This window comes from Shewanella surugensis, assembly GCF_023284005.1.
GTDB classification, from domain to species: domain Bacteria; phylum Pseudomonadota; class Gammaproteobacteria; order Enterobacterales; family Shewanellaceae; genus Shewanella; species Shewanella surugensis.
The window spans coordinates 37,864-63,894 of sequence record NZ_JAKIKS010000001.1; the positions used below are offsets into that span (position 1 = coordinate 37,864).

A 26,031-nucleotide genomic window follows, 5' to 3' on the forward strand; every position below is an offset into this window, starting at 1 on the left:
TCCTTAACACAATGGAATGCTAATTTATTATGATTATTTAAATTTATACTAATTTATCAACGTATTTACCTCCAAAAGCAAAACGACTTTTCGCCTCATTTTGCAATTGATCCACTTGTTCAGTTCTCGGACTCATAGGTTGACTCTCATCACGAGCATCAGCAGTCAAGCCTATCAATTTGGCATCGATGGGCAGATAATCCCAGCTGCCCTGCTCATTTTTAATTTTAACAAAGTTATCAGGCTTGACATCCCAGAGGTTATAACCTGCTTTAATGAGCTCATCTAGGGCTGATTGAGGCACTTTCTCATAAGTTTCTGGTACATTAGACACTCCAAGACCATTCTCAGATTTTTTAAATTGCAACGGAATAGCATCTTTAATGAGCTGAAAACTGGTCGCCACTTTTTGTCTACCGTCTTCAGTTACTAATTGTAAACTCCCCACATTGGCATATTTGCCACCATAAAATTTAGGGTTACTATAAATATCATTTAACCTTTGACTACGACGCTCCATTTCAGCATCTTTCACAGAATCAACACCCTTACCGATTTTAAAGCCTTTTCCTGTCGGGCTAATATAAGTGTCTCGATTAGCCCCCGTTAAATGTTTCACATTATAACTGTCTGTCAAGTGCTTAACTTTAGTTGGATTTTTAAGTTGAATGAGATCAGAAAGCTGATTTTTAACCGTCTGAAAATAATTAGTTCCAGGCGTCGCACAGCGAGAAAAAATGCTGCTAGCACAGAGACTTCCTAAACTACAGAGTGAGATAGACGAGAACACATATTGCCTACTATGGTACCGCTCCCTTTGGTTACATCGATATCGTCATTTATCACTCTTACATGATAATTAGTGTTATTTAATTTAATTTAATGATCCCTGAATCGACGATATCTTGATAACTAAACGTATTAATATTAGCGACAGATTTTAACGCAATATTTTCAGGGACGGTCGATAAGTGAATAGGCATGATGTCTTCATGTGTATTGAGTATTGAGTATTGAGTATTGAGTATTGAGTATTGAGTATTGAGTATTTTAAAATATAATATAGAGCCATAACTCTAACAGCTTCCAAAAAAATTTTATTGTCATTTTCAATGGTTTTATTATAAATAATAAGTTAACCATTTAAGCCTATCCATTACTCTCCGTCCATTGAGGATAAATAAGCTTATATTAATTTACTTCTCTTTCAATTTTTACGTTTGTCATATCTGTCATAATAATGTTAGTATCGTCTCGCATTATGTTAGCCTTGTTCTTCGCTTATGTATCACTCTCGTTTTTATTAATAATAATGATACCTGTATCATCACAACATACATTTTAAGCGGTAAGCACTCATAATAATCTGATATTTCAATTCTTAATCGTTATTCAAAAGGAATTTGATATTTTGTACCACACAAAAACTTCACATCGCCAAGCGACATCGAAGTTAACACTGTCTTTAGTGTTGTTGATATTTGTGTGCCAAATTTTTGCCAGCTGTGTGTCTGCTCATAATCAATATCCTCAAGGTGAACACAGCTTCGATGTCATGACTTGTCATTTTCATAATACTAATATGAGTGATTTAAGCCTGAGCAATTTAAGTGCCGATGATATCAATGCCGTCGATCATGAACATGATGATCACTCGCACACTTCATGCCACCCTCCCGTTGAGATGAAATGTATCACTGCCTTACCTAAGAGCCACAGTATTTCTGGCCCAACATTCGCTTATCAAGTCCACCAATACGCTCCACCCGTTCGCCCTCCTCATCACACTTTTTCGGCTTAGCTGCCACTTAAGTACCTCATAGGTATTTATCTTAATCAATGATAATCATTGAGTTTAAAATTTATTGTTACTGTATTTAACCATAAATAACTTTTGATCATTGCCCCCTAAAAGCATCTAAAACTGGAGTCATATCCTGTGAATATGAACAAACAGGCCCCATTGTCTGTGTGTAAGTACATGCTGACATCAATCACAAGCACCTTTTTCACTGGTTTATTGGTGATCAGTTCTGTTCAAGCAAGCGCTCAAAACACGGTAAGTTTACCTTGGGCATTGGAACAGACCTTACTGAACAATATCCAGCTACAAACTTTTCCCTATGATCTTAGAATAGAAGAAGCGCAGGTTTTACAAGCTGGTATCACGCCTAATCCAGAACTATCACTATCAATCGATAATGTGTTTGGTACGGGTGAAACGACAGGTGTTGACACCACTGAAACAACCTTAGTCTTAAGCCAACTCATAGAACTCGGCGATAAACGTCAACGACGTATTGATTTTTCGCTGAGCACTAAACAACAACAGATCAGTGACTATGAATTACAACGCCTAAGCATCCTGTCTGAAACAACACGTCGCTTCTATCAATTATTGCGATTACAAGCATTAAAAGACTGGAACCAACGTCGTATTCGCTTTGAAGCACAAGCATTGAAAGATATCAAAGCCCGCGCAAAAGCCGGTAATGTCTTACAAGCTGATGTCTCAAAAATGACCTTAGAACTCGCCCACTCACGTATTGCATTACAAAACTTAACCGGTCAATTGATCACGACTAAACAACGACTAGCATCAATGTGGGCCAAGGATGTGACTTTTGACTCTGTCGAAGGCGCACTCACTTTACCTTCAACTTACCCCACTGCTGCCAGTGTCCTTAATGCCATTGAAACCGCCCCTGAATATTTAAAATTACTCAGCGTAGAGCGTGTCATGCAAGCTAAGCGTCGATTAGAAGAAGCCCAAGGTCAGTATGATATTAATCTTGGCGTGGGAGTGAGACGTTTTGAAGATTATGATGATACCGCTTTAGTCTTTTCGTTTTCCATGCCGCTTAACCTCACCAACCCTAATCAAGGCAACATCTTGGCGGCAAAAATAGCAGAAGACAAAGTCTTTCAACAGCAAAAATTATTCCGCCAACAATTGCGCTTAACCTTACTTGAAATTCACCAAGCAATGATGAATAACGCCAATCAAGCCATACGATTAAAGCAAGAATTATTGCCGCTTGCAAAACAATTATTAACCGATACACAAACGGCTTATCAAACGGGACATGCCACCGTATTACAACTCGTTGATGCCCAAAAAGAGCTGTTTTCCATCGAGCGTGAAATCATAGAAGCTGATACCGCCGTATACCTGCAACGATTGGAATTAGAACACATTACTGGTCAAGCCATCCCCGCAACAACAATGGCCTCAGTCAATGCTTTGGAGATAAAATAATGCCTTATACACGTTTTAATATTAGCCGTACCTTGTGGCTCACCTTATTAAGCTGTCTGCTCTTTGCTGCAATGACATTCTCCGTCTATAGCCAAGCCAATGAAACCGACGAGAATGCAAAGCACAATGAACATGAAGAAAGTGAAGGCCCCCATGGCGGAAAACTGCTACATTTTGATGATTTTGAAATTGAAATCACCCTATATGAGACAGGTGTTCCACCCGAAATGCGAATTTACGCCTATCAAAATGGACAGACAGTCGATCCCAATCAAGTGGACATTAATGTCACCCTAAACCGTCTGGGTGAACATCAAAACCAGCTGACTTTTACGCCTGAAAAGGATTACTTAGTCAGTCAACAAGTGGTTACTGAACCCCACTCTTTCACTGTAGATGTTAATGCGCGTTATAATAAGCAAGTCTTTGAATGGCAATATGATAGCTTTGAAGGCCGCACGGAGATAAGTGACAGGTTACTTAACCTCTCAAATGTCGAAACAGAAAAAGCGGGTGAACAGAGATTAACGTTCACCGAGCAACTTTTTGGTATTGTGGCACCGATCAAAGATAAACTCTTTAACATCAATGCACCTTACGCTGGCATTATTGACCAAATGCACGTCAGCATTGGCGATCACATCAAAAAAGAACAAGTCATTGCCAGCGTCATTAATAGTGATACCTTACGTCGCTATCAAATTAAAAGCCCGACAGAGGGGCAAATCACAGCACAAAACCTCAATAAAGGCGATCACACTGCTAACGCACCTTTAGTCAGCATCAGTGATCTTTCATCTGTATGGATTGAGCTTTCCGCTTTCCCCTCTCATATGGAAAAACTCAAAGTCGGTCTAGCTGTTAATGTGTTTGATGATCATAACGAAGAGAAAGTCACCACGAAAATCAGCTACATATCTCCGATGATGACAGGTGGGCATATCGCCCGAGCACGCGCAGTCATTGAAAACACACAAGGCCACTGGCGTCCTGGTATGCATATCAAAGCAGAAATAGAGACAGCAACTAAAACATCCCCTGTCGCAGTGAATGTCGATGCTATACAAACATTTAGAGGAGGACCCGTCGTCTTTGCAAAATATGGCAACACCTTTGAAGTGCGCATGCTCACACTGGGCGAAAGTGATGGTCAATATGTCGAAGTCATAAACGGTTTAGCGCCTGGCATTGAATACGTCACTCAAAATAGTTTTTTAATCAAAGCAGACATATTAAAAAACGCTGCTAAACACCAACATTAGGGGTCCTGTACAATGATGAATGCCATTATCGCCTTCGCCTTACAGCGGCGCTATCTTGTCTTAGGCATAACGCTCTTGATCGCTGCTTTTGGGGTCTATAACACCCTAAAGCTCCCTATCGATGCCGTGCCAGACATAACCAATACTCAAGTACAAATTAATACCTCTGTTGAAGGCTACTCACCTTTAGAGTCTGAGCAAAGAGTCACTTATGTGGTCGAGAATGCCATGGCGGGGATCCCTCAACTTGATTATACCCGCTCCATTAGCAAATATGGATTATCACAAGTCACGGTAATTTTTAAAGAAGGCACCGATATCTATTGGGCAAGACAACAGATTAGTGAACGATTACAAGGGATAAGAAGTGAGCTACCCTTTGGTGCAGAGCCCGCTCTGGGGCCCATCGCCAGTGGCTTGGGAGAGATATTTACTTATGCGATTCGCGCTGAAGATGGCGCATTAAAAGCCGATGGTACTGCCTATACCACAGAAGATCTTCGTACCATTCAAGATTGGATAATTCGCCCACAACTGGTCAACATTCCAGGGATCACCGAGATTAACAGTATTGGGGGTTATGAGCGCGAATACCAAGTCGCGCCCGATCCCAGTAAATTGTTGGCCTTTAAAGTCACCTTAAATGATGTGATTCAAGCATTAGAGCGCAACAACCTTAACGCGGGTGCCGGTTACATCGAGCGCAATGGAGAGCAATGGTTAGTCCGCTCTCCAGGTCAGCTCAAAAATCTCGATGAAATACGTGATGTCGTGATCACCAAACGCGATGATGCGCCCGTTAGAATCAAAGATGTCGCCGATGTTTTTTATGGCAAACAACTTCGCACTGGCGCCGCAACACGAGACGGCATCGAAACCGTACTCGGCACTGCTTTTATGCTCATTGGTGAAAATAGTCGTATTGTCGCTAAAAAAGTGGGCGAGCAACTCATTGAAGTCAATAAGAGTCTTCCTCAAGGCATCGTTGCTGAACCTGTCTACGATCGTACCACCTTAGTCGATAAAACCATTAATACTGTCCGCAAAAACCTATTTGAAGGCGCGGTACTGGTTATGGTCGTACTCTTTGCATTACTCGGTAATTTTAGAGCCGCCTTTATTGCAGCACTCGTTATCCCTTTAAGCATGTTGTTCGCAATTAGCGGTATGACCACTAACCGAGTCTCTGGCAATTTAATGAGTCTAGGGGCTATCGATTTTGGGGTCATTGTTGATGGCGCGGTGATTGTGGTTGAAAATGCCTTACGTCGCTTAGGTATGGCGCAGCATTTTCATGGCCGACTACTGACATTAGAAGAGCGATTGAAAGTCGTATTAGACGCCACCAAAGAAGTCTTCCGTCCAGCCGTCTTTGGCGTGCTCATCATCATGTTGGTATATCTGCCTATTTTTGCCCTCAGCGGCGTCGAAGGGAAGATGTTCCATCCTATGGCCTTCACTGTGGTCGCAGCCTTAATCGGTGCCATGATATTTTCAGTTACCTTCGTGCCTGCCGCTATTGCCATTTTCGTTAAAGGTAAGGTGAGTGAAAAAGAAAACTTACTGATGTCAAAAGCCCGTTCAATTTATGAACCTGTGTTGTTTTTCTCCCTTAAACGGCCATTACTCTTACTCACTATGGCTGCCGGCATTATTGTTGTCAGTTTGATTCAAACCACACGGTTAGGCTCTGAGTTTTTACCTCAATTGGATGAAGGTGATTTAGCCATGCATGCCATGAGGATCACAGGCACAGGATTACAACAATCTGTTGAAATGCAAACGCTACTTGAAAGTTTGATTGCACAAATGAATGAAGTGGATAGTATATTTTCAAAAATTGGTACACCAGAAGTGGCCACCGATCCCATGCCGCCCAATGTTGCTGATACCTTTATCATCATGAAACCTCAATCACAATGGCAAAATCCGACGAAAACCAAAGCCGAATTTGTTGACGAATTACGGGAATTAGTCAGTGCGATCCCTGGTAATAATTATGAATTCACTCAACCCATTGAAATGCGCTTCAACGAACTGATCGCAGGTGTTCGCACCGATGTTGCCTTAAGAATTTATGGTGATGACTTAGCAGAACTGAAAGCCGCAGGTGAAAGAGCATCAAGTTTGATCAGTCAAGTCTCGGGCGCAAAAGATGCGCGCATGGAACAAATGTCAGGCTTACCTATGCTGTCAATTGAGCCTAATCGCGATCATTTAGCCTTACTAGGCTTAAATATTATTGATGTACAACAAGCTGTTCAAGCGGCAATTTCAGGCGTGCAAACAGGCTTGATTTATGAAGGCGACCGCCGCTTTAAACTGATGGTACGCTTATCCACCAATGAAGCTAACATTAACGCACTCGGTAATCTCCCGATTGCTCTTCCCGCAGATCTGGATCCAGATTTAAGCTATGTACCTTTAAAAGAAGTGGCCAATATTGTACAAAAAGTCGGTCCAAATCAAATCAACCGCCAAAGTGGAAAACGTCATGTGATCGTCACCGCCAATGTGGAAAACCGTGATTTAGGCTCGTTCATTGCCGATACCAAACAAATCATGAATGATAACCTCGCTCTTAAAAGTGGCTATTGGATTGAATATGGCGGCACTTTTGAACAACTTGAATCGGCCACTCAGAGATTGATGATCGTGGTTCCACTGACGCTATTGCTGATTTTTGGCTTGCTCTATAGTGCTTTTGGATCGATAAGAGACTCATTGATTATCTTCACTGGCGTCCCCTTGGCGCTTTCTGGCGGAGTGCTCGCCCTTGCACTTCGCGACATGCCGCTGTCTATTTCGGCCAGCATTGGTTTTATCGCCCTATCGGGTATTGCCGTGCTCAATGGCGTTGTCATGCTGTCTTTTATTAAAGAGCTGATTGAAAAAGGCATGCCACTCATTGATGCCGTTAAGCAAGGAGCTAGTCAACGATTAAGACCGGTGTTAATGACGGCGCTGGTGGCCAGTTTAGGATTTATTCCTATGGCACTAAATGTGGGCACAGGCGCTGAAGTACAACGGCCTCTTGCCACAGTGGTAATAGGTGGCATCGTTTCATCAACCTTGCTCACCTTAATCGTACTGCCCGTGTTATACCTGCTGGTTTACCGCATTCGGTCCTTTAAAAGGCAACCGTCTCCAGCCGATACACCCCTTAAGATTTGAGTCGAAAAAGGGGTAGCTTAATCTAGACATTAAGCTACCTCAACATGATGAATCTGAAATTAAGTTAAGTTAACTAACTCGTTTTGTGTCTCATCATACACCATTGCTATTGCATACGTATAACCAGCACAAATTCCCATCCCTGCACCTAAAGCCGCAAAAGCTAGTGGAGCCGTTGAGGCCGCACCAACAGCAATAGTAAGACCGAAACCGTAGCCTATAGCTCCGCCTATTACTCCCCCTGCTGCCGCACCTCGAGTTATTTGACCAATAACGTCATCAAAACTATCATTAATCATTCCGCCGCCATTGACTTGCTCGATTTCGTTTACCGTTAGTGCTTGCATATTATTTTTTCTAATTACGTTTAATGTAAAGCGCAGTCTAAATCGATTAAGACTGCTTAACTATCATAAAACTAATAAATTATAAAGAACCCTCATACACCTTGGTAGTGTAGCCTTTGGTATTGAACATTGTTCTTGGCAGTGAATTGTTTTCGTTAATATTGTCTGTTACTTTTTGCTTTTTCCAACGGTAAGATGTATAACACTACCGTTTTTAAGTCACATCTGTAACAGAAAAAATAACTATGTCACGATTAAAGCTGAATGTAAAAACACCCTTTATTTTTTTTATTACGCTTATGAGCTGCAATCAGCAAGCTCATGCAGATATTGAGCGTTCGGGGGATATTATTCATTTACTACTGCCTGCTGCCGCCATGAGCGCCACATTGATTTATGAAGATAATTATAAAGGAAGCATACAGCTTATCGAAAGTGTGGGCGTTTCAAGGTTGAGTGTTGAAGCACTCAAATACAGCATCGATAAAACCCGCCCTGATGGCTCAAATGATGATTCTTTCCCTTCTGGTCACACCGCGGATACATTCGCAACGGCGACTTTTATTCAGCAACGTTATGGCTGGAAATGGGCTATCCCAGCCTATATAGGTGCCAGTTATGTAGGCTATAGCCGCATTAATAGTGATCAACATTACCTTGAAGATGTCCTTGCTGGCGCAGCCATTGGTATCTTAAGTGCTTGGTATTTTACCGAGCCTTATCAAGGTATAAAAATCACCCCGATCGCCACAGGCCAATACTACGGTGTTAGTGTAAATTATACCTTTTAACTGGCATAAAAATCACCCCTACTATCCATTCGGCCACTAGGCAGTACTACGGCGTCAGTGTACATTATGCCTTTTAAATTCAATCGAAAATCAAGACATAAAAAGTCACTATAAGCTAAGCTAACTAAAAGGACTTAACATTAGCTGGGATCCATGGAATATATCGAACTTGTGACAATTAATGGCCGATCATCTTTTATAAAACGGCAATCACAAGGCGCGATAAAAAAGAGTTAGGGGTCTATTCTGTCCCTTATCCTGTCTCTACATTACAATTTCGTGATTTTGAAGCAGGCAATCTCTTTGATTGGCATCCTGCTCCACAGCCGCAATTTATTTTCTATCTAGAAGGCTGCGTTGAAATTACTGCGAGCAGCGGAGACAAACGAGTCTTTCGGACCGGTGATATTTTATTTGCCAATGATACTCAAGGGAAGGGTCATATCACTCATACCCTCAGTAAAGGAAGAGCGATCATTGTTGTAATCAATCCAGATCTCCTTTAATCAGGCCAATTGGTACCTGCACTCTATCTCTTTACTATTTAGCCGTGTAAAATTTACCGCATGTTAACCGTTAACCGAGTATGACCCCCTCCATGGCCGAATTAACCGCTGTTTACCGTAAGCAAGTTGAAACTGTGTCCCTCAATGTCTGTAATAGCGTCATGCCAATGACACAGATCCCTGAGAACTTACTTGAAGCTTATGCTAACTTGTGTAATGAGCTCATTGAAGATAAAGATAAAAAATTCTCAACCGCTTGGTCTGCATTCCCCGCAAGTGCAAAAAAACTATTACCTCAAGCCGATTTTCATGGATTCTATATTGCGAATGCCTGGTTTCAACTCAGTCGAGTCGCACAAGATATTGCTGAAATGGCCGATTCCGATGACGCCATTAACGAAAAGGAATATGATGGTATTTTTACCCGTTTAGCAGACAGTGCGTTAAAAGAAACCAGTCGTAAACTGAAAAAAGCACGCACCGATAGAGCCATGCTTAATAGCATCAAACAAGTCATTGCTGGATAATTCTCAATAGCAAACATAACCCATTCCATCGATACAAAAAAGCTCGCTTCACTGATAACGTGAAGCGAGCTTTTATCTCTATATTATTTGTATAATAAAAATCAATTAGAATGAAGTGCGCTTATAACGACGATATTCAGGTTGCCAAAAATTCTTTTCGATAGACTGCTTGACTAACTCATCGGTCGTCGGTAAAGCATGAGCTTGCTCAATAGCCACTTTAGCCACAGCAAAGGCAATATGTTTACTGACGGCATGAATGTCTTCAAGGCTCGGTAACAATGGACCTTCACCATTAATCGCTAAAGGCGAACATTCTGCCAACGCTCGGCTCGACGCCATCAACATTTCATTACTGACACGTTTTGCACCTGCAGCCAATACACCTAATCCGATACCTGGGAAAATATAACTGTTATTACACTGAGCAATTTCATAAGTGGTCCCCTCGACCACGACCGGTTCAAATGGACTACCCGTTGCGACTAAAGCTTGCCCTTTTGTCCAATGAAGGACATCTTTTGGTGTCGCTTCAACACGGCTCGTTGGGTTCGATAATGGGAAAACAATCGGACGTTGACAATGGCGATGCATCGCCTTGATAATTTGCTCACTGAACAAACCTGGTACACCCGATACCCCAATCAATACTGTTGGCTTACCATTATTCACCACATCCAATAAGGAAATATGATCACTATCGGTCTTCCAATTAGCCACATTATTCGCTTTTTGTGCTAAACGTTGTTGGAATGGCAATAAATTGGGCATGCTATCAAGCAACATCCCCCAACGGTCAACCATAAACACTTGTGAACGTGCTTGATCGACGCTGATCCCTTCTGACACCATCTGTGCCACAATCGCTTCAGCAATACCACAGCCTGCCGAACCTGCACCTAGGAAAGCGACTCTCTGCTCACTTAATAGAGTCTTTGCCGCTTTACATGCCGCCAGTAAAGAGCCAACCGTTACCGCAGCGGTACCTTGAATATCATCGTTAAAGCAGCAATATTTATCTTTATAGCGCTCAAGTAACGGCATGGCATTTTTTTGCGCAAAATCTTCAAATTGAATAAGCGCATCAGGCCAGCGACGATGAACCGCTTCCATGAAAGCTTCCACAAATTCGGTATACTCTTCGCCACCAATGCGAGGATGACGCAGTCCCATATACATAGGATCGTCAAGTAGCTGTGGATTATCGGTTCCCACATCTAATGTGATCGGTAACGTATAAGCGGGGCTAATCCCACCACAACTGGTATACAAAGACAGCTTACCAATAGGGATCCCCATACCACCAATCCCCTGATCGCCTAAACCTAAGATCCGCTCGCCATCAGTCACCACAATCACTTTTACTTTTTGTCGCGTGGAGTTATTTAATATGTCATCAATACGATCTTTATTGGAATAGGAAACAAACAAACCACGGTTACGACGATAGTTTTTAGAAAAACGCTCGCATGCAGAGCCCACGGTAGGGGTATAAATGATCGGCATCATTTCGGTGATATGATTTTGTAATAAACGGTAATATAACGTCTCATTGGTATCTTGAATATTACGTAAATATATATGCTTATCTAAAGCATTGGTAAAATTTTTATATTGTGCATAAGCGCGAGAAGTTTGTTCTTCAATGGTTTCGATAACACTCGGTAACAGCCCTTCTAAATTAAAGAAAATACGTTCTTCATCAGTAAAAGCACTGCCTTTATTAATTAACGGTGCTTCAAGAATTGCAGGACCTGCAAAAGGAAGATAGAGCGGGCGTTTATTATCGTCCATTGGAAACCTTTTTAAATATTGCGGTTAAATACATAAGTCTTCATTATAGATGATCTAATGCGATCCTTAGCGTTCAAATAACAGTTCAAATAACAGTTAAATTATCTATAACTCAATGATTTTTTGCCACTTCATCGTCATTATACTGCGATTAATAACAGACTTTTCTGCGCGTAATGGCGATGAATGAGCGGTTATTATTAATGGTACTAGATTATCATGAAAACGACTATTTGTTGCCTTTAATGAAATAATTTAATGCAATTATTTTTGACAACCTACTTGTTTTAATTAGGATAATAAAAAGATAAACAAAGGTAACACGAAGGAGTTACTTATAAACAAAAAAGCACATTTAACAGTGCTTTTTTAAACCTTAATGATATTTAATTACACACCACGATATTTAAGCGATAAACCCGCTAAAAAATTACGTAATACTTGATCACCACAGGTTTTGTAATGTTTATGTCCGGGTTTGCGAAATAACGCCCCCAATTCAGACTTAGACATTCTAAACTCAGCTGAGGTTAATAACTCAATGATATCATCTTCTTTTAATTCCAGTGCGACTCGCAATTTTTTAAAAATAAGATTATTGGTCAATTGTGCTAAAGGCTCAGGGACTTCAGCACCTTCCCTCAGCCCTCGCTTTTCAATGACAAGACCATCAAGAAAAAGACAAAACGTTTTATCATTGCAAGGCTTGTAACCTTCTTCCGATTCTTTTCTCAACATATCAATGAGCACGTCTTGCGCCATCTCATGTTTGGCTTTAGCAAAAATTTTAATCATTTTTGCATTACTGTAATCAAATACAAAACGTATCCGGCGTAAAATATCATTGTTTGTCATAATTTATAATCTTTTGGTATGTGAAAGCGCGGCTGCGCTTTCATGCACCGATATTGTAATGCATTCACCAGAAAACGACAAAAATACCTTATGCAGGAGTTGCGACAATAATACTCGATGGCGCATTGGTTTCAATCACTCGAGCTAATGTGAAACCACTGCTTTCAAGTAAGGTTTGAAACTCTTTTTTAGTCCGTTGGTTAGCACTGAGATAAATCATCATCTCAATATCTCGTATCTTAGCGCGTGCGCCTGAATTATCATTGGCCAATACTGCTTCGACAATAAATAGTTTGCTTTGTGGCGTCATTTTCGCTCGGCAATTTTTTAAAATAACACTCGCTTTTTCATCATTCCAGTTATGGATGACTTTCCTCATAATATAGGCATCCCCCCTAGGCACTGACTCGAAAAAATCAATAGGGATAAACTCACAACGCGCACCCAACTCTTTGTATTTGAGTTTTTTTTGGGCTATCATTACCGTATTTTCTTTATCGGCTACAATACCTTTGAGCTCAGGGTACTTAATTAATAACTCTGACAATAATTCACCTTCACCAGCACCAATATCGACAATAGTCTCAATACCAGAACAATCCAAATGCTCAATAATACCCGTTAAATCGACATTGGTTAGATTAGTCATCGCTGCACCAAAAAGTTGAGCATCCTCTATATGATTATCTAAAAAATCATATAGATTACTTTCAAAAATAGTTTCAAATGGAGTTTCCCCCGTTTTTATCGCATCAAATAAAGCCCCTTGTGGTTTCCACCCTAAATAGCTGGCATTCAAAATGGCGATATGATGCAGTCCATTTTTATTATCTGATTGTAAAAGTTCAGACATTGGACTTAATTCAAATTTACCGTCTAAACCCTGTCGAAAAACATCAAAAGCAACCAGCGTTCTCATGACTCTAAAAAGAAAAGGCCCATGAGCATCAATAGAGACAGCAAGCTCCTCTGCTGACATAGGTTTGTGCTTTAACAAGTCAGCAATACCCAACTTAGCTACGACACCAATAAGCTGAGCAACAATTGACACCAATGTGAAGTCCAGTAATTGTTCTTTTGGTGTACCACGATTTAAAAATTTATCAATAGACATAATATGATTACTTTTTAAAATAAAATATACATGAATTCTAAATCAGATAGTTAAAATATCAAGATAATGGGTCTGAAAATCAGAGCAACGCACGAACGTTTTCCGAACAATACCTGTATAATAACTAAACGTTGAGAGCAATATTCACCCACTCATGCGGTTGCCCTGATCTGCAAATCTAGCATGTACCTAATTTGGCTAAATCTAATTTATTGAAAATATTTCCAATAGACAAAAATCAGTGTAAAACCAACAAAGTAAATAATCCCCAACCAAGACCATAGCTTCATTATTGGACCATATCTATCCTCAACGGCTAATTGCTCAGAAGTCATAAGCTTGAAGTTTAGCGCAGCAAAGACTGCCGTGGTAATGAAAGCCAAAATCATAACAAACTCTAACAAGGGTAATAATGCCCCTTGAAAAAATAAAATAATCAGTAAGCTCAGTAAACTCATCAATAACATAATCCGAGTTAATACCCCATTGGATTCGGTCCGTTTCTTGTGATGTAATAATAATTGCCAACATCCCGCTAAACTTCGACTATATCCGTCAATAACCGTGACTGTAGTACTAAAAATACACAGTAAGGCAACTGCACCAATAAGGTAACGACTCTCACTCCCCATAACGTTACTGTAAAGTTCAATGAGTTGGCTAGCAAACATCGCCCCCGAATCAGAAAAATGCTCATTTGAGCCATACATAACAGAAGCGCCTAAAGATAAAAAAACAAGGGCTAAAACAGTCGTTAATATATATCCTGTATTAAAATCAAACAGTGCTTGTGCCTTGCTAATAGACATCTGTTTTTGTTTTTCGATGAGCCACAAAGAATTCCACACACTCACTTCAATAGGGGCTGGCATCCACCCCATCATGGCCACTAAGAAACCAATATAAGCCCACTGCCAAGGTGAAGGAGCAATAAAGCCACTATCGATAACACTTGGAATATTCAACGCCATAGCTGCTGCTATCAAAGTCATCAAGGTTAATGAAAACATGATAACTTTGCTTAATCTATCGAGAAGGCGGTAATGCCCTAAAATGATCAATGCTAAACTCGCGATAAGTACAATCAAAGCCAAAATATCAATGGATAAAGGAATGAATAGCGTCAGCATGGCCGCCGTTAACATGGCCACTCCCGCAGTACTCGCCACTGCGGCGACGCCATTTAGCAAAGTAAATAACATTAAATAACCTCGCCCTTGAGAATAGTAGCCCTGAAGTAAGCTTTCTCCTGTCGCAACGGTATAACGTGCACCCGCGGCAAAAAAAGGGTATTTAATCAAATTCACAGCCAGAATGACCCAAGCTAATTGCCAACCAAATTCAGCACCCGCTCGGGTTGAAGCAACCAAATGAGAAGCCCCAATTGCAGCGGCGGCCATTAATAATCCAGGCCCCATGGCTTTAAAAACACGAGAAACGCTTTTATCAGTGGACACTTTCGTTGTATTCGACGCATTTGGCATAAATGACCTTAAGCAAAAAATGAGTACTTAGTGACAAAAAAAGCATAATCCCACAAAAATTGGAGGATATATTTACCATAAACCCTTTTTAAACAAAAATGTCTAGAGAAAAAATTGTTACAAATCAACAATACTACCTTCCTCTGCGCCCCCCAAAACCCTACTAAATGACAATGAAATAAAATAAAATAAAATTCAACAACTTAAAGAAAACCTCTCACCCATTCAACCCGTATATATTTCGCCATTCTTTTATACCTTTAATTCGATAAATCACACAAATGTTTCATTTTTTTTATTAACAATCGTTTGACATTATTTATTTAGCATTTAAATTGTTATTCGATTGTTGCTAGTTTGAGCTGTCAAAGTTTAGCTATTTGACTGTGCTGTCGCTTGCTTTACTTGAATCGGCTTAGCTTAGCCACATGACTGCATAATTTAACATTTAAAAAATATAATAATGATTAAAGGATTATGATGAAAAAACCTCACTTATGGCCCAGCTTATGTGCGCTAGCAGTTTCAAACGTTTTATCACCAATCGTTTTTGCCGCAGACAATGACATCCACTTAAAAGAACAAGAACCACTCGAACATATCTCTGTGACAGGATCCCATATTAAGCGTACCGATTTAGAAGGCGCGTCACCCATGACGGTGCTGACTGAGGAAGATATTGCCCGCTCAGGTGCGCAAGATATGTCGCAACTATTAAGTAAACTGCCTATTGCCGGTGCAGGTACTTTCGCCACCCAAGGTAACAACTCCGATGATACGGCCAATGGCGGCGCTGCTATTTCATTACGGGGTTTAGGCGCAAACGCCACTTTGGTATTACTTAACGGCCGCCGCGTTGCCGTCTCTTCTTTTGCAAAAAATATCGATACGTCCTTTGTCGATATTAATGCTATTCCCATGTCAGCGGTTGAGCGTGTCGATATCGTAAAAGATGGTGCCTCAGCCACTTATGGTTCAGATGCCATTGCCGGCGTGGTAAACATCATATTAAAGAAAGATTTTGAAGGCTTTGAAATTAATGCTAAAGCAGGTGACACTGTCGAAGATGGTGGTGGACAAACTTCCGCGTCCATTCTTTGGGGTAGCCACGCAGAGAAATCTCATACCAGTATTATCCTGAACTATTTTCATGAGAATGAAACCACATTAGGCGATAGAAGTTACTCTAAATCAGCCAATCAAACCGCTCGAGGTGGCAGTGATTCTCGCTCATCTTCTGGTAACCCTGGTAGCTACATACCCGCAAGTATAGGAACAGATGGCTCGATCAGTACTTTATCTGGTTCCTATGATTGGCAACCCGATGCTAATTGCCCCGCCGATAATAATAATGGCACTTTTTGCGTCTATGATTATGCCCCCATGATGACCTCGACCCCAGAAACCACCCGAGTGGGCTTATCGGTTTTTCATGATTATTACATTAATAACGACATTACCTTATTTAGCGAGATGATGTATCAACATAATGAAAGCGTGGTAAACGGTGCTGGCAGCCCTTCATTTTCAGAACTTTATATATTGGCGGATAATGCAAACTATAGCTCAATAAACAATCCTTATGCCTCTTCAGGAGAAGATTTAACCATGCGCCGCCGGATCACCGAAACAGGCGGTCGTCAAAAAGAAGCAGAATCCGACAGCGCCCGTTTAGTCATGGGCCTTAACGGTATGCTTGGCCAATGGGACTGGGAAGTTGCCTACACCTATTCTTATAATCGTAACTATGAATTCGGTAAAAATGGCTATGTTTGGACATCACTGCTGCAAGATGAGATCAATGCGGGTAACTTTAATCCTTTCTCCACCACACAAACTGCTACCGTAATCGATGAGATTTCAGTCAATACCACCCGTAATGCAAAATCAACCACCTCTGCTTTTGACGGCACCATTGCAGGAGAAATTTTTGAATTACCCGCAGGTCATGTCGGCATGGCGGTAGGGTTTGAATATCGTGAAGAAGATTTATCGGATAGTCCCGATGAGTTGTTTTTACGTGGCGAAATTTTTGGCACCGAAGCCACCGAAGCCTATGGTAGTCGTGAGCAAACATCAGTATTCCTTGAGTTTGCCGTACCTATTTTTGAGACCTTAGAAGCACAACTCGCCGGACGCTATGAAAATTATAGCGATTTTGGTAACACCACCAGCCCGAAAGTTGCCCTACTTTATACACCATTGGATACATTAACGTTCAGGGCCAGTTGGGCCGAAGGCTTTAGAGCCCCCTCGCTGGTTCAGCTCGGCTTAGGTAACAGCCAAGAATCCCCTGAACTCATTGATACTCAGCGCTGTGCTTATACTGGTGCAAATGAGGACTGTACAGCACAAGAACGTACCGTTAATTTTTCTGGTAACCCCGATTTAAAAGCTGAAGAGTCCACCTCCTATAATGTCGGCGGTGTCTGGGAAGTTATCGATAATTTAAGTATGGGCATTGATTATTGGTATTACAAAGTCGATGGACTCATTGATGCCGATCCTCAATATGTCATTAACACTCAAGGTGATAATTCATCGGTTGTGGTACGTGAAGCATCATCAACCAGTACACCAGGCCGTATTATTCGTATTTACGATCAATTTGCTAACCTCAATGAGCAAACCACTGACGGTATTGACTTTGATGTACAATACATGTTCGATACGGGTGAATATGGTGAGTTTGGGTTAAGTTATAACCTTACTTGGGTACATGAATTTGAACAAGTACGCGCCGACGGCTCAACCGTTGAACTAGCAGGTCGTTATGAGCACCCAGAATATCGCTGGACTGGCGGACTTAACTGGGCGATTGATGATTGGCAAGCTACAACACGGGTAAATTACATCAGTGAAGTCTCTTATACCGAAGAGCAAAACACCGAAGGGTATATCGATGCTATGACCACACTCGACCTTAATGTCACTTATATAGGGTTTGATCATTGGTCATTAACGCTCGGTGGCAATAATGTCCTCAATGAAGAACCCCCATTCAGTAAAATTGATTTCATGGGTTACGATCAAAATACCTACTCGGCCATTGGTGCCTTCTGGTATGCCTCGGCAACCTATCGCTTTTAATAGGTACAAGTTAAGCTTGAAAAGCCATACCAAGGCTTGAACACTTAATCATCCGCTAGCGGCTAAAATGTCGCTAGCGGCTAAAAATAAGGAAGCATAATGATTACTCTCTATGGTGCCCCTCAAACTCGCACAAGTCGCATTTCGTGGTTACTTGAAGAATTAGCGCTACCTTGGCAATACCACTATATTAACTTTGCGAAAGGAGATAGCCAACACCCTGATTTTCTGTCTTTAAATCCCTGTGGAAAAATTCCCGTTATTATCGATGATAATCAAAACAGTAATGCGACTAAATCTGCACAATTAGTCCTGTCTGAGTCAATGGCAATTTGTCTTTATTTAGCCGAGAAGTACAATAAAGATTGTGGCTACCCAATACACATAGCTGAAAGCGGAACCCCTGAATCAGCCTTACATCATCAATGGCTGAGTTTTATTACTTGTGAGCTAGAACAACCACTTTGGACATTAGCCAAGCACAAATTCGCGCTGCCAAAATCACTCAGGCAAGAAAGCATGCCAGTCGTCGCCACATGGGAATTTGATAAAGTTGCAGCAGTTGCTGATTCTTGGTTACCCGATAGTGACTATTTATTAGGTGATACTCTCAGCATTGCCGATATATTACTGACTCACACTTTGATGTGGGCGACAAAATCGGGGCTTAATATCCCCCCAAAATTAGCACGCTATCGCGACCAAGTAGCGAGCCGTCCCGCCCTTGTTCGGGCGCTAGAAAAAGAACAAACCGCTGCTGCTCAAGCCGCTTAATTATATTAAAAAAGTCAAAATTCTGCGTTAAAATACGCTAAACACCGTTATTTTTACGCAGTAATCCCCATAATTAAACGCCAACAAAATAAAAACATAAACAAAACCAATTAGTCTAAAAAACACCTCACAAATACTACAAAAGCCCAACATACATGATTTATTACAATCAAGTTTTTCATCGAAAAACAAAGATTAAAAAAATAAAAAACAACCACTTATAACAAACTTCTTTTCTCTTTAATGACCAGTCCCCAAAATTTCATATTGATCTTAATTAATACAGTCTTTATACAGGGTTAATGCTAAATCTGTTTTTGTCATTATTAAGGATGACCGATCAATGCGCTTATTACCCTATTCTACCCTTTGTACACTATTAGGAGCAGCAGCCCTAATCAGTACCTCAAGCTTCGCAAATGTTTCTGATATGAAACACCCTAAAGACGATATCGAAACGAACGCACAAAATCATCAAAAAGCGCCTCTTGCACAAGTTGGGGTCCGGCCTTTTTATCTCTTAAGTAAATTGGATGATCCCGAACTAAAGGGTAGACTCGAACAATGTACCAATAAACCCTTTTACCGCACTGAATTTGCACTGGGCCACAGAGGGGCCTCAATGCAGTTCCCAGAACACAGTAAAGAGTCGTATCAAGCGGCTATTGATTCTGGGGCGGGTATTGTTGAATGTGATGTCACTTTCACTGCCGACAAACAACTGGTTTGCCGACACTCTCAATGTGATTTAGCATCAACCACCAACATATTGGCCAATCCGACTTTAGCCAATAAATGCACAAGCCCTTTCACGCCAGCCGATCCAGCATCGGGAACCCCAGCTTCAGCCACTTGCTGCACCAGTGACATTACCCTCGCTGAATTTAAAAGTTTATGCGCTAAAATGGACGGCAACAACCCAGATGCCACCACAGTAGAAGAATTTATGGCGGGCACGCCTGATTGGCGCACCGATCTTTATGCTAGCTGCGCAACCGTGATGACTCACAAAGAAAGCATTGAAATGTTTAAAAAAGCGGGGGTTAAAATGGTACCCGAACTCAAAGAGCCTAGCGTAACGATGCCCTTTGATGGTTATACTCAAACCGATTATGCTCAGCAGATGCTCGATGAATACACTGAAGCAGGTGTAAAACCTTCTCAAGTGTTTGCTCAGTCTTTTAATTTAAATGACATCAAATACTGGATAGCCAACTATCCTAAATTTGCTAAGCAGGCTGTCTTTCTTGATGATCGTTATGACACCGACAATCTCGATCCTAATGATCCCAGTACTTGGACCCCAAGTATGGCGGAACTCAAAGATTCTGGCGTCGAAATTATTGCACCACCACTTTGGGTATTAGTGACCTTGGATGATAACAACAAGATTATTCCTTCTGCCTATGCAAAAGCAGCAAAAGAAGCCGGTTTAGATATCATCGCTTGGTCATTAGAGCGTTCAGGGCCACTCACGACTGATCATGGTGGCTGGTATTATCAAAGCATTAGCAAAGCCATCAACAATGATGGCGATACGCTCAAACTACTCGATGTGCTTGCGAAAGATGTGGGCGTGAGAGGCGTGTTTTCTGATTGGCCAGCAACCGTAGTCTACTATGCCAACTGCATAGGCTACTCCAGCAAAATGGCAACCAAAGAGCCAACGAAAGCTGAAAACCTTTTAGGTAAAGATAAGCCTTCGAATTAATCACAGAGTATATTGCGTTAATACCTAATATACTTGTAGGAATAAAAAGTGCTCAGCAGATGTTGAGCGCTTTTTATTTTTATCCATAACACGATAGAGTGTATCCAAATACTTTAGGAAAGAATGTTAAATTTGCGTAGCGGCCCATTTAGCACGACTATCTGGACTCTCTTTTAAGCCTGTTTTGTCTCTAAAAGCTTTGTAAGACTCAAGTTCCAGCCCTACTAAAGTAACGTCAACCTCAAGCATTAACTTGCATTCTTTTTTTATGCGCCAAGCAGACATATTGTAAAGCTCATTAAAAGGTAGAGCGCCTAAAAACTCCGAATTATACTGAGCGTATAACGCTTGGGTCGGGTAAACAACAAAACTTAATCGACGTTTAGGCTCTTTCTCGAATAAAGCCTCAATACCATCACAAGTATTAAGCACTTGCATTTCAATCGTTTCATCTATCTCTAATAACTTCTTTTGCACTGGTATATGAACGGGCTTTTCACCTGCTTCCCATGCAATCACATCAGCTTCCGATCCCTTACCTAATTCAGCCACTTGAGCGGTAGTCAACGCCAAGGAGTGACGAAGGTATTGCATTTCTAAGGCGTTATAGCCTACATCTTTAGCCATTATTTACTTTCCAATATTATTCATTTAATTATTTGTTTGCAGCCAAACCTCTTCGACCCATTGCCAGAGAGACTCCCAGATCTCTTCTTGGACTTCGCCCTCACTCCACAGCATGACTTGGCTTTGTTGATCAATACAAAAAAAGCTATCTCCCTGCTGACAAATAGCAATATATTCCCTCGACATACCAATAGACCAAGCGTAGCTCGTCACTTCGGGTAAATAGGTATGAGAGTGAGGATCGCTAGCAGTAACAGGCTCTAAATAACCATAAATAACATCACTGGCTTCGAGCAAGTATTCTTTTAAATCCATAGGCAACGGAATTAAAATTTGCTCTTCTACCTCCACCAATTGCTCAAATGTCGGTAGTTCCAATGGCACTGGCACGGTTTCACTTAAGCTTTGCAGTTGCTCAATGATTTCATTCATTAGGGGGTTATCATATTTCATGCATCAATTTAGCGAGTAGTATATACCTAAATAGCTTGGGTATACACCCAAGCCACTTGAAGAGCGACGCTGAAACACACCGCTTCAACGGATTTAAGTAACCCGAAAACCTGCTTCTCAACCCATTTGGGGTTGAGACGACTACGCGGCTGCAACGGGTAACAGGCGTACATCACACATACGCTTATAATTCAGCCATGCTTTTTGATAGAGTTTAAAAGAATCTTGCCTAAGTTGAGTAATGCTAGCCAATTCAAATTCTGACAATGCTCTTTGAGCGTGTTTAGCCCTCGCTTGAATATTCTGTATATGCTGATAAGTCTGATGTTCGGGACCACTTTTAATATCGGCAATCTGTCTAAGGTGCAGCTGGACTTCACAGATCATGTTTGATTTCGGTAATTTTACCAGCAAGTTTAAATCCCGATAACCCGACGCTTTAGGCACAGCAAAGCGATTTTTGACTCCCACTACCTCAACTTGAGCAATCAGCGCTTGATACGCACGCATTAACGCATTCACATTATCAGCCACTAAACTACCACGTGCTAAGTCTGTGATCTTTGCTCCATCACCCTCCAATTTATTGTGGATTTTTGCTTGTGCTCGCTCGACACTTTTTAACGGGGCCGTTATCGCTTGGGTTTGGGTCGCCGCACTAATACTGCTAAGAAGCGTATCTAAGTCTTGCTTGGTGTGGGAAGCTTGATGGTATAAAAGCGTTAAATCGGAGTAGGGTTGAATGGGGGATGAATAGTGTTTTGATGGGATGCCGATAAGCTCAGAAAAATCTGTTGAAACGAAAGAGGAGGTTGAGTAAGGAATACTTTCCGTCTCACTCCCTCCCACAATATGAGGTGTTTGTGCAAAGCCAGTTCGAGCCGATAATAAAAATAAGAAAATAAAAGACGTTTTAAATAATCTTTTCATGGCAGTCCTTATGCAATAACGATATAAAAAATATAAGGCCTTAAACACAAAATAAAACCCCTACTCTGAATTAAATTTTATTTATTTTGCTAAAAAATATACTTTATCATTGAATAATAACTTAATTTTTTTTATAAAAAAGATCGCCCAAGGCGACCTTTATATTAACTATAAACAATGTTAGAACAAAAAATCACCAAATCTTTACACGATTTCCAGGAGGGATATACATGGCATCATCGGGCTTTACGCCAAAGGTTCGATAAAATGCGGGCATATTAGATAATGCCCCCAAACAACGAAATTCGGCAGGAGAATGAGGATCCGTTGCCGCAAGATTACGCATGGTTTCTTCTTTAATTTTAGAGCGCCAAACCTGCGCAAAACCAATAAAGAAACGCTGATCACCCGTTAGCCCATCGATAACAGGCGCTTGTTGACCCTTTAAGGATTTTTTATAGGCTCGATAAGCTATCGTTAACCCTGATAAATCACCAATATTTTCTCCTAAGGTCAACTTACCATTGACATTTAAGCCTTCAAAAATAGAATAACCATCATATTGAGCAATTAACGCTTCACCTTTCTCGGTGAATTTCTCAAGATCCTGCTCTGTCCACCAATCCGTCATATTGCCTTTGCCGTCAAACTTAGCCCCTTGATCATCGAAACCGTGGCCCATTTCATGGCCAATCACAGCCCCAATCCCCCCATAATTTACCGCATCATCAGCCTGCATATCGAAAAAAGGCGGTTGTAAAATGGCAGCCGGGAACACAATTTCATTCATGGCAGGATTATAATAAGCATTCACTGTTTGTGGCGTCATGAACCATTCCCATTGACGAATGGGTCCACCGAGCTTGGACATTTCGTTTTGATGCTCAAACTCACTAGCCCGAATACTATTACCGACAAGATCATCCACTTTTATCTTAAGTGCATCATAGTTTTTCCATTTATCCGGATAACCAATTTTTGCCGTAAATTGCGCTAATTTCTCTTGAGCCGCGGTCTGGGTTGTATCACTCATCCATGTTAACGCATCAATACTGTCACCGTAAGCTTGTCGCAAATTTTCCACTAGCTCTTGCATACGCGTTTTTGCTGCAGGCGAAAAATAACGCTTCACATACACCTTGCCAACAATTTCACCCAGTTGACTATTGACGATATCCACTCCTCGTTTCCAGCGAGGTTTCGGCGTTTCTTGCCCATTTAACACCTTATCAAAAAACACAAAATGCTCATTATCCAATGCGGCATTTAAATCGCCCGCCATATTCGATAAAAGTTGCCATTGCAGGTAAGTTTTCCACGTGGCCAAATCTGTGGTTTTAATGAGTTGACCAAGCCCTTCAATATAACTGGGTTGATTGATCACAACATCTGATGCTTTAGATGCGCCCATTGCCGCTAAATAGGCTTGCCAGTTAATATCGGGCGCAAGCTTTGGTAAATCTGTTATTTTATATAAATTATAGGTTTTAGTACTATCACGTATATCAACCACATCCCACTGACTGGCAGCGAGATCGGTTTCTAATGCTAGCACTTTTTCAGCACTGGCTTTAGGATCCGCCAATCCCGCTAAGGTGTACATTGTTTCAATATGCTTCAAAAAAGCTTGGCGGATTTTGACAAAACGAGGGGCAGTATTTGTATAATAATCTTTGTCAGGTAAACTCAGTCCATCTTGCCAAATAGAACTCACATAACGCTTCGAATCTTTCGCATCTATATCAATATAAAAATTTAATGGACTTACACCGCCGATAATTTGGCTGTGAGCAAAATAATCCATCAATTCATCGGTACTGTTGATCGCAGCAATCTTATGAAACTCATTTTGTATTGGCTTCACGCCTAATTTATCGAGTGTGTTAACATCCATAAATGAACGATATAAATCAGCAACTTTTTGTTCGTCACTACCGACAGTTAAGTTATCTGCCGCTGCTAATGATGCAATAATGGTTTTAATATCTTCTTGAGACTTATCTCTTAAATCATAAAAAGCCCCAATACTGGTGCGATCGCTCGGGATCTTAGTATTCTTGATCCAAGTGCCATTAACGTAATAATAAAAGTTATCCTGTGGTCGAACCGATAAATCAAAATTAGAAAAATCCACACCTGAACTCAATACTTTCTTAACCACTGTCTCGGTATTGGTTGGTCTGCTCTGTGGGATTTCGGGGGCGGGTTTATCATTATCACAAGCCGTTAACCCTACAATTAAAGAGGCACATAAACCTCCTAATACTATTTTTTTCATCAATATTCCTTAGTCTGAAGCCCGCAATTTATACTGCCAATATCGTTCGATAATGCAACATGTAGAATAGCCGAATCAAGTAATGGTTCCATCATTAATTTATTGAATGTAAAAAGACATTATCTAGATTATGGTCATCCGCCGTATGTAAACAAGTGTATATAAAAAATGCACTGTCATCCGAAAACTTGATAGCTTGTCACTAAGTGTCGATGTTATACCAATCAAGGCAGATTAGTATTATTCAAATTCGCATTTTCAATTGACTTGAGGATCAGTATAATGACGCCATTATGTTTTCATTCTGAGTTTATTGTGCGTCTAGACAAATTTATCTGTGGTTCCACTGAATTAACCCGCTCTTTAGCTAAAAAAGCCTTGCATCGTAGCGATGTCACTTGCAACGGTGAAATAGTTAAAAGCTCTGATTTTAAAGTTAAAGATGAACATGTAATTTGTTTAAATGGAGAACAGCTTCACTTATTGGGTACGCGTTTTATCATGCTCAATAAGCCAGTTGATACTCTATGCTCAACCATAAATGAAGAATACCCATCCGTATTAAAACTCGTTGATGTGGTCAAAGTAGACAACTTACATATTGCTGGCCGTCTTGATGCTGATACGACTGGCCTAGTGCTACTCACAAGTGATGGCCAGTGGTCTCATAATATCACTTCACCTAAAAAACTGTGCATTAAGCGCTATCTGTTAGAGGTTGCCGATCCACTTGATGATCAATTAATCGACACCTTCAAACAAGGAATCGCCCTCAATAATGAAGACGGTTTGACTCAACCGGCACGATTAGAAATATTGGGCAGCCATCAAGCCCGCTTAACCATTACAGAAGGTAAATATCACCAAGTTAAGCGAATGCTCGCTGCGGTAGGAAATAAAGTTGTCAAACTGCATAGAGAAGCCATAGGTGACATTGAACTTGATACTACCCTAGCCTTAGGTGAATGGCGCTATCTCACAGCAAATGAAATAAGCTCAGTCAACTCACATTAATAGCAGCCAAAAAATGCCCGTAAAATAACGGGCATTGATGA

At 40.9% G+C, this 26,031-nt stretch carries 20 protein-coding genes; 10 read left to right on the forward strand and 10 right to left on the reverse strand.

Annotation, left to right across the window (positions count from 1 at the left end):
- Nucleotides 1–43 precede the first annotated feature (43 nt).
- Nucleotides 44–790: a hypothetical protein gene (locus tag L2764_RS00170; RefSeq protein ID WP_248938214.1), complete on the reverse strand. Its 747-nt coding sequence runs from the start codon at nt 788–790 to the stop codon at nt 44–46.
- A 621-nt stretch (nt 791–1,411) separates the two neighbouring features.
- On the opposite strand from L2764_RS00170, the gene L2764_RS00175 reads away from it, so the two are divergent.
- The 4 genes from L2764_RS00175 (at nt 1,412) to L2764_RS00190 (ending at nt 7,695) form a co-directional block, all read left to right on the forward strand.
- The gene (locus L2764_RS00175) at nt 1,412–1,801 is read left to right on the forward strand and encodes a hypothetical protein (protein WP_248938215.1); all 390 of its coding nucleotides are present in this window, start codon (nt 1,412–1,414) and stop codon (nt 1,799–1,801) included.
- Between the two features lie 144 nt (nt 1,802–1,945).
- Nucleotides 1,946–3,259: a TolC family protein gene (locus L2764_RS00180; RefSeq protein WP_248938323.1), complete on the forward strand. Its 1,314-nt coding sequence runs from the start codon at nt 1,946–1,948 to the stop codon at nt 3,257–3,259.
- On the forward strand, nt 3,259–4,521 hold the full coding sequence (locus L2764_RS00185; RefSeq protein WP_248938217.1) for an efflux RND transporter periplasmic adaptor subunit: 1,263 nt from the start codon (nt 3,259–3,261) through the stop codon (nt 4,519–4,521). Before L2764_RS00180 ends, L2764_RS00185 begins: the two co-directional genes overlap by 1 nt.
- A gap of 12 nt (nt 4,522–4,533) precedes the next feature.
- Nucleotides 4,534–7,695 carry an efflux RND transporter permease subunit gene (locus L2764_RS00190; RefSeq protein WP_248938218.1) on the forward strand — a complete coding sequence of 1,054 codons (3,162 nt, stop codon included), beginning with the start codon at nt 4,534–4,536 and terminating at the stop codon, nt 7,693–7,695.
- Nucleotides 7,696–7,754: 59 nt separating this feature from the next.
- Here L2764_RS00190 and L2764_RS00195 read toward each other — a convergent pair whose 3' ends face one another.
- The gene (locus L2764_RS00195) at nt 7,755–8,042 is read right to left on the reverse strand and encodes a hypothetical protein (RefSeq protein ID WP_248938219.1); all 288 of its coding nucleotides are present in this window, start codon (nt 8,040–8,042) and stop codon (nt 7,755–7,757) included.
- A 299-nt stretch (nt 8,043–8,341) separates the two neighbouring features.
- Between L2764_RS00195 and L2764_RS00200 the strand changes: the two genes are divergently transcribed.
- Together L2764_RS00200 and L2764_RS00205 are read left to right on the forward strand one after the other, a co-directional pair.
- Entirely contained in the window at nt 8,342–8,833 is a 492-nt protein-coding gene (locus L2764_RS00200; RefSeq protein WP_248938325.1) for a phosphatase PAP2 family protein, read from the forward strand.
- A 598-nt stretch (nt 8,834–9,431) separates the two neighbouring features.
- The gene (locus L2764_RS00205) at nt 9,432–9,866 is read left to right on the forward strand and encodes a DUF3069 domain-containing protein (protein WP_248938220.1); all 435 of its coding nucleotides are present in this window, start codon (nt 9,432–9,434) and stop codon (nt 9,864–9,866) included.
- A 105-nt stretch (nt 9,867–9,971) separates the two neighbouring features.
- Here L2764_RS00205 and L2764_RS00210 read toward each other — a convergent pair whose 3' ends face one another.
- The 4 genes from L2764_RS00210 to L2764_RS00225 all read right to left on the reverse strand — a co-directional run bounded on the left by L2764_RS00210 (nt 9,972) and on the right by L2764_RS00225 (nt 15,113).
- Nucleotides 9,972–11,660 carry an NAD-dependent malic enzyme gene (locus L2764_RS00210; protein WP_248938221.1) on the reverse strand — a complete coding sequence of 563 codons (1,689 nt, stop codon included), beginning with the start codon at nt 11,658–11,660 and terminating at the stop codon, nt 9,972–9,974.
- Between the two features lie 390 nt (nt 11,661–12,050).
- Entirely contained in the window at nt 12,051–12,515 is a 465-nt protein-coding gene (locus L2764_RS00215; protein WP_248938222.1) for a YehS family protein, read from the reverse strand.
- An 88-nt stretch (nt 12,516–12,603) separates the two neighbouring features.
- Entirely contained in the window at nt 12,604–13,629 is a 1,026-nt protein-coding gene (locus tag L2764_RS00220; protein WP_248938223.1) for a methyltransferase, read from the reverse strand.
- Nucleotides 13,630–13,838: 209 nt separating this feature from the next.
- Nucleotides 13,839–15,113, reverse strand: a complete 1,275-nt coding sequence (locus tag L2764_RS00225) for an Nramp family divalent metal transporter (RefSeq protein ID WP_248938224.1) — start codon at nt 15,111–15,113, stop codon at nt 13,839–13,841.
- 477 nt (nt 15,114–15,590) lie between these two features.
- Here L2764_RS00225 and L2764_RS00230 point away from each other — a divergent pair, with 477 nt between their 5' ends.
- The 3 genes from L2764_RS00230 (at nt 15,591) to L2764_RS00240 (ending at nt 20,688) form a co-directional block, all read left to right on the forward strand.
- The gene (locus L2764_RS00230; RefSeq protein ID WP_248938225.1) at nt 15,591–18,203 is read left to right on the forward strand and encodes a TonB-dependent receptor; all 2,613 of its coding nucleotides are present in this window, start codon (nt 15,591–15,593) and stop codon (nt 18,201–18,203) included.
- 99 nt (nt 18,204–18,302) lie between these two features.
- Nucleotides 18,303–18,977: a glutathione S-transferase family protein gene (locus L2764_RS00235; RefSeq protein ID WP_248938226.1), complete on the forward strand. Its 675-nt coding sequence runs from the start codon at nt 18,303–18,305 to the stop codon at nt 18,975–18,977.
- A 343-nt stretch (nt 18,978–19,320) separates the two neighbouring features.
- On the forward strand, nt 19,321–20,688 hold the full coding sequence (locus L2764_RS00240; RefSeq protein ID WP_376708354.1) for a glycerophosphodiester phosphodiesterase family protein: 1,368 nt from the start codon (nt 19,321–19,323) through the stop codon (nt 20,686–20,688).
- Nucleotides 20,689–20,814: 126 nt separating this feature from the next.
- Here the strand turns inward: L2764_RS00240 and L2764_RS00245 are convergent, their stop codons facing one another.
- From L2764_RS00245 to L2764_RS00260, 4 genes are all read right to left on the reverse strand, one after another.
- Complete coding sequence (locus tag L2764_RS00245) at nt 20,815–21,315, reverse strand: DUF4447 family protein (protein WP_248938227.1); 501 nt, start codon at nt 21,313–21,315, stop codon at nt 20,815–20,817.
- Between the two features lie 24 nt (nt 21,316–21,339).
- On the reverse strand, nt 21,340–21,747 hold the full coding sequence (locus L2764_RS00250) for an SMI1/KNR4 family protein (RefSeq protein WP_248938228.1): 408 nt from the start codon (nt 21,745–21,747) through the stop codon (nt 21,340–21,342).
- A 162-nt stretch (nt 21,748–21,909) separates the two neighbouring features.
- The gene (locus L2764_RS00255; RefSeq protein WP_248938229.1) at nt 21,910–22,698 is read right to left on the reverse strand and encodes a RelA/SpoT domain-containing protein; all 789 of its coding nucleotides are present in this window, start codon (nt 22,696–22,698) and stop codon (nt 21,910–21,912) included.
- A 193-nt stretch (nt 22,699–22,891) separates the two neighbouring features.
- Complete coding sequence (locus L2764_RS00260) at nt 22,892–24,976, reverse strand: M13 family metallopeptidase (protein ID WP_248938230.1); 2,085 nt, start codon at nt 24,974–24,976, stop codon at nt 22,892–22,894.
- 282 nt (nt 24,977–25,258) lie between these two features.
- Here L2764_RS00260 and L2764_RS00265 point away from each other — a divergent pair, with 282 nt between their 5' ends.
- Complete coding sequence (locus tag L2764_RS00265; RefSeq protein WP_248938231.1) at nt 25,259–25,990, forward strand: pseudouridine synthase; 732 nt, start codon at nt 25,259–25,261, stop codon at nt 25,988–25,990.
- The last annotated feature ends 41 nt before the right edge of the window (nt 25,991–26,031 follow it).

Bases quoted from the DNA above. Each gene is read 5' to 3' on its own strand.
- L2764_RS00250 (WP_248938228.1), bottom strand. From the start codon at position 21,747: ATGAATGAAATCATTGAGCAACTGCAAAGCTTAAGTGAAACCGTGCCA.
- L2764_RS00200 (WP_248938325.1), top strand. From the start codon at position 8,342: ATGAGCTGCAATCAGCAAGCTCATGCAGATATTGAGCGTTCGGGGGAT.
- L2764_RS00210 (WP_248938221.1), bottom strand. From the start codon at position 11,660: ATGGACGATAATAAACGCCCGCTCTATCTTCCTTTTGCAGGTCCTGCA.
- L2764_RS00185 (WP_248938217.1), top strand. From the start codon at position 3,259: ATGCCTTATACACGTTTTAATATTAGCCGTACCTTGTGGCTCACCTTA.
- L2764_RS00235 (WP_248938226.1), top strand. From the start codon at position 18,303: ATGATTACTCTCTATGGTGCCCCTCAAACTCGCACAAGTCGCATTTCG.
- L2764_RS00225 (WP_248938224.1), bottom strand. From the start codon at position 15,113: ATGCCAAATGCGTCGAATACAACGAAAGTGTCCACTGATAAAAGCGTT.
- L2764_RS00230 (WP_248938225.1), top strand. From the start codon at position 15,591: ATGATGAAAAAACCTCACTTATGGCCCAGCTTATGTGCGCTAGCAGTT.
- L2764_RS00260 (WP_248938230.1), bottom strand. From the start codon at position 24,976: ATGAAAAAAATAGTATTAGGAGGTTTATGTGCCTCTTTAATTGTAGGG.
- L2764_RS00255 (WP_248938229.1), bottom strand. From the start codon at position 22,698: ATGAAAAGATTATTTAAAACGTCTTTTATTTTCTTATTTTTATTATCG.
- L2764_RS00195 (WP_248938219.1), bottom strand. From the start codon at position 8,042: ATGCAAGCACTAACGGTAAACGAAATCGAGCAAGTCAATGGCGGCGGA.
- L2764_RS00215 (WP_248938222.1), bottom strand. From the start codon at position 12,515: ATGACAAACAATGATATTTTACGCCGGATACGTTTTGTATTTGATTAC.
- L2764_RS00180 (WP_248938323.1), top strand. From the start codon at position 1,946: ATGAACAAACAGGCCCCATTGTCTGTGTGTAAGTACATGCTGACATCA.
- L2764_RS00245 (WP_248938227.1), bottom strand. From the start codon at position 21,315: ATGGCTAAAGATGTAGGCTATAACGCCTTAGAAATGCAATACCTTCGT.
- L2764_RS00190 (WP_248938218.1), top strand. From the start codon at position 4,534: ATGATGAATGCCATTATCGCCTTCGCCTTACAGCGGCGCTATCTTGTC.
- L2764_RS00265 (WP_248938231.1), top strand. From the start codon at position 25,259: ATGACGCCATTATGTTTTCATTCTGAGTTTATTGTGCGTCTAGACAAA.
- L2764_RS00220 (WP_248938223.1), bottom strand. From the start codon at position 13,629: ATGTCTATTGATAAATTTTTAAATCGTGGTACACCAAAAGAACAATTA.
- L2764_RS00205 (WP_248938220.1), top strand. From the start codon at position 9,432: ATGGCCGAATTAACCGCTGTTTACCGTAAGCAAGTTGAAACTGTGTCC.
- L2764_RS00240 (WP_376708354.1), top strand. From the start codon at position 19,321: ATGCGCTTATTACCCTATTCTACCCTTTGTACACTATTAGGAGCAGCA.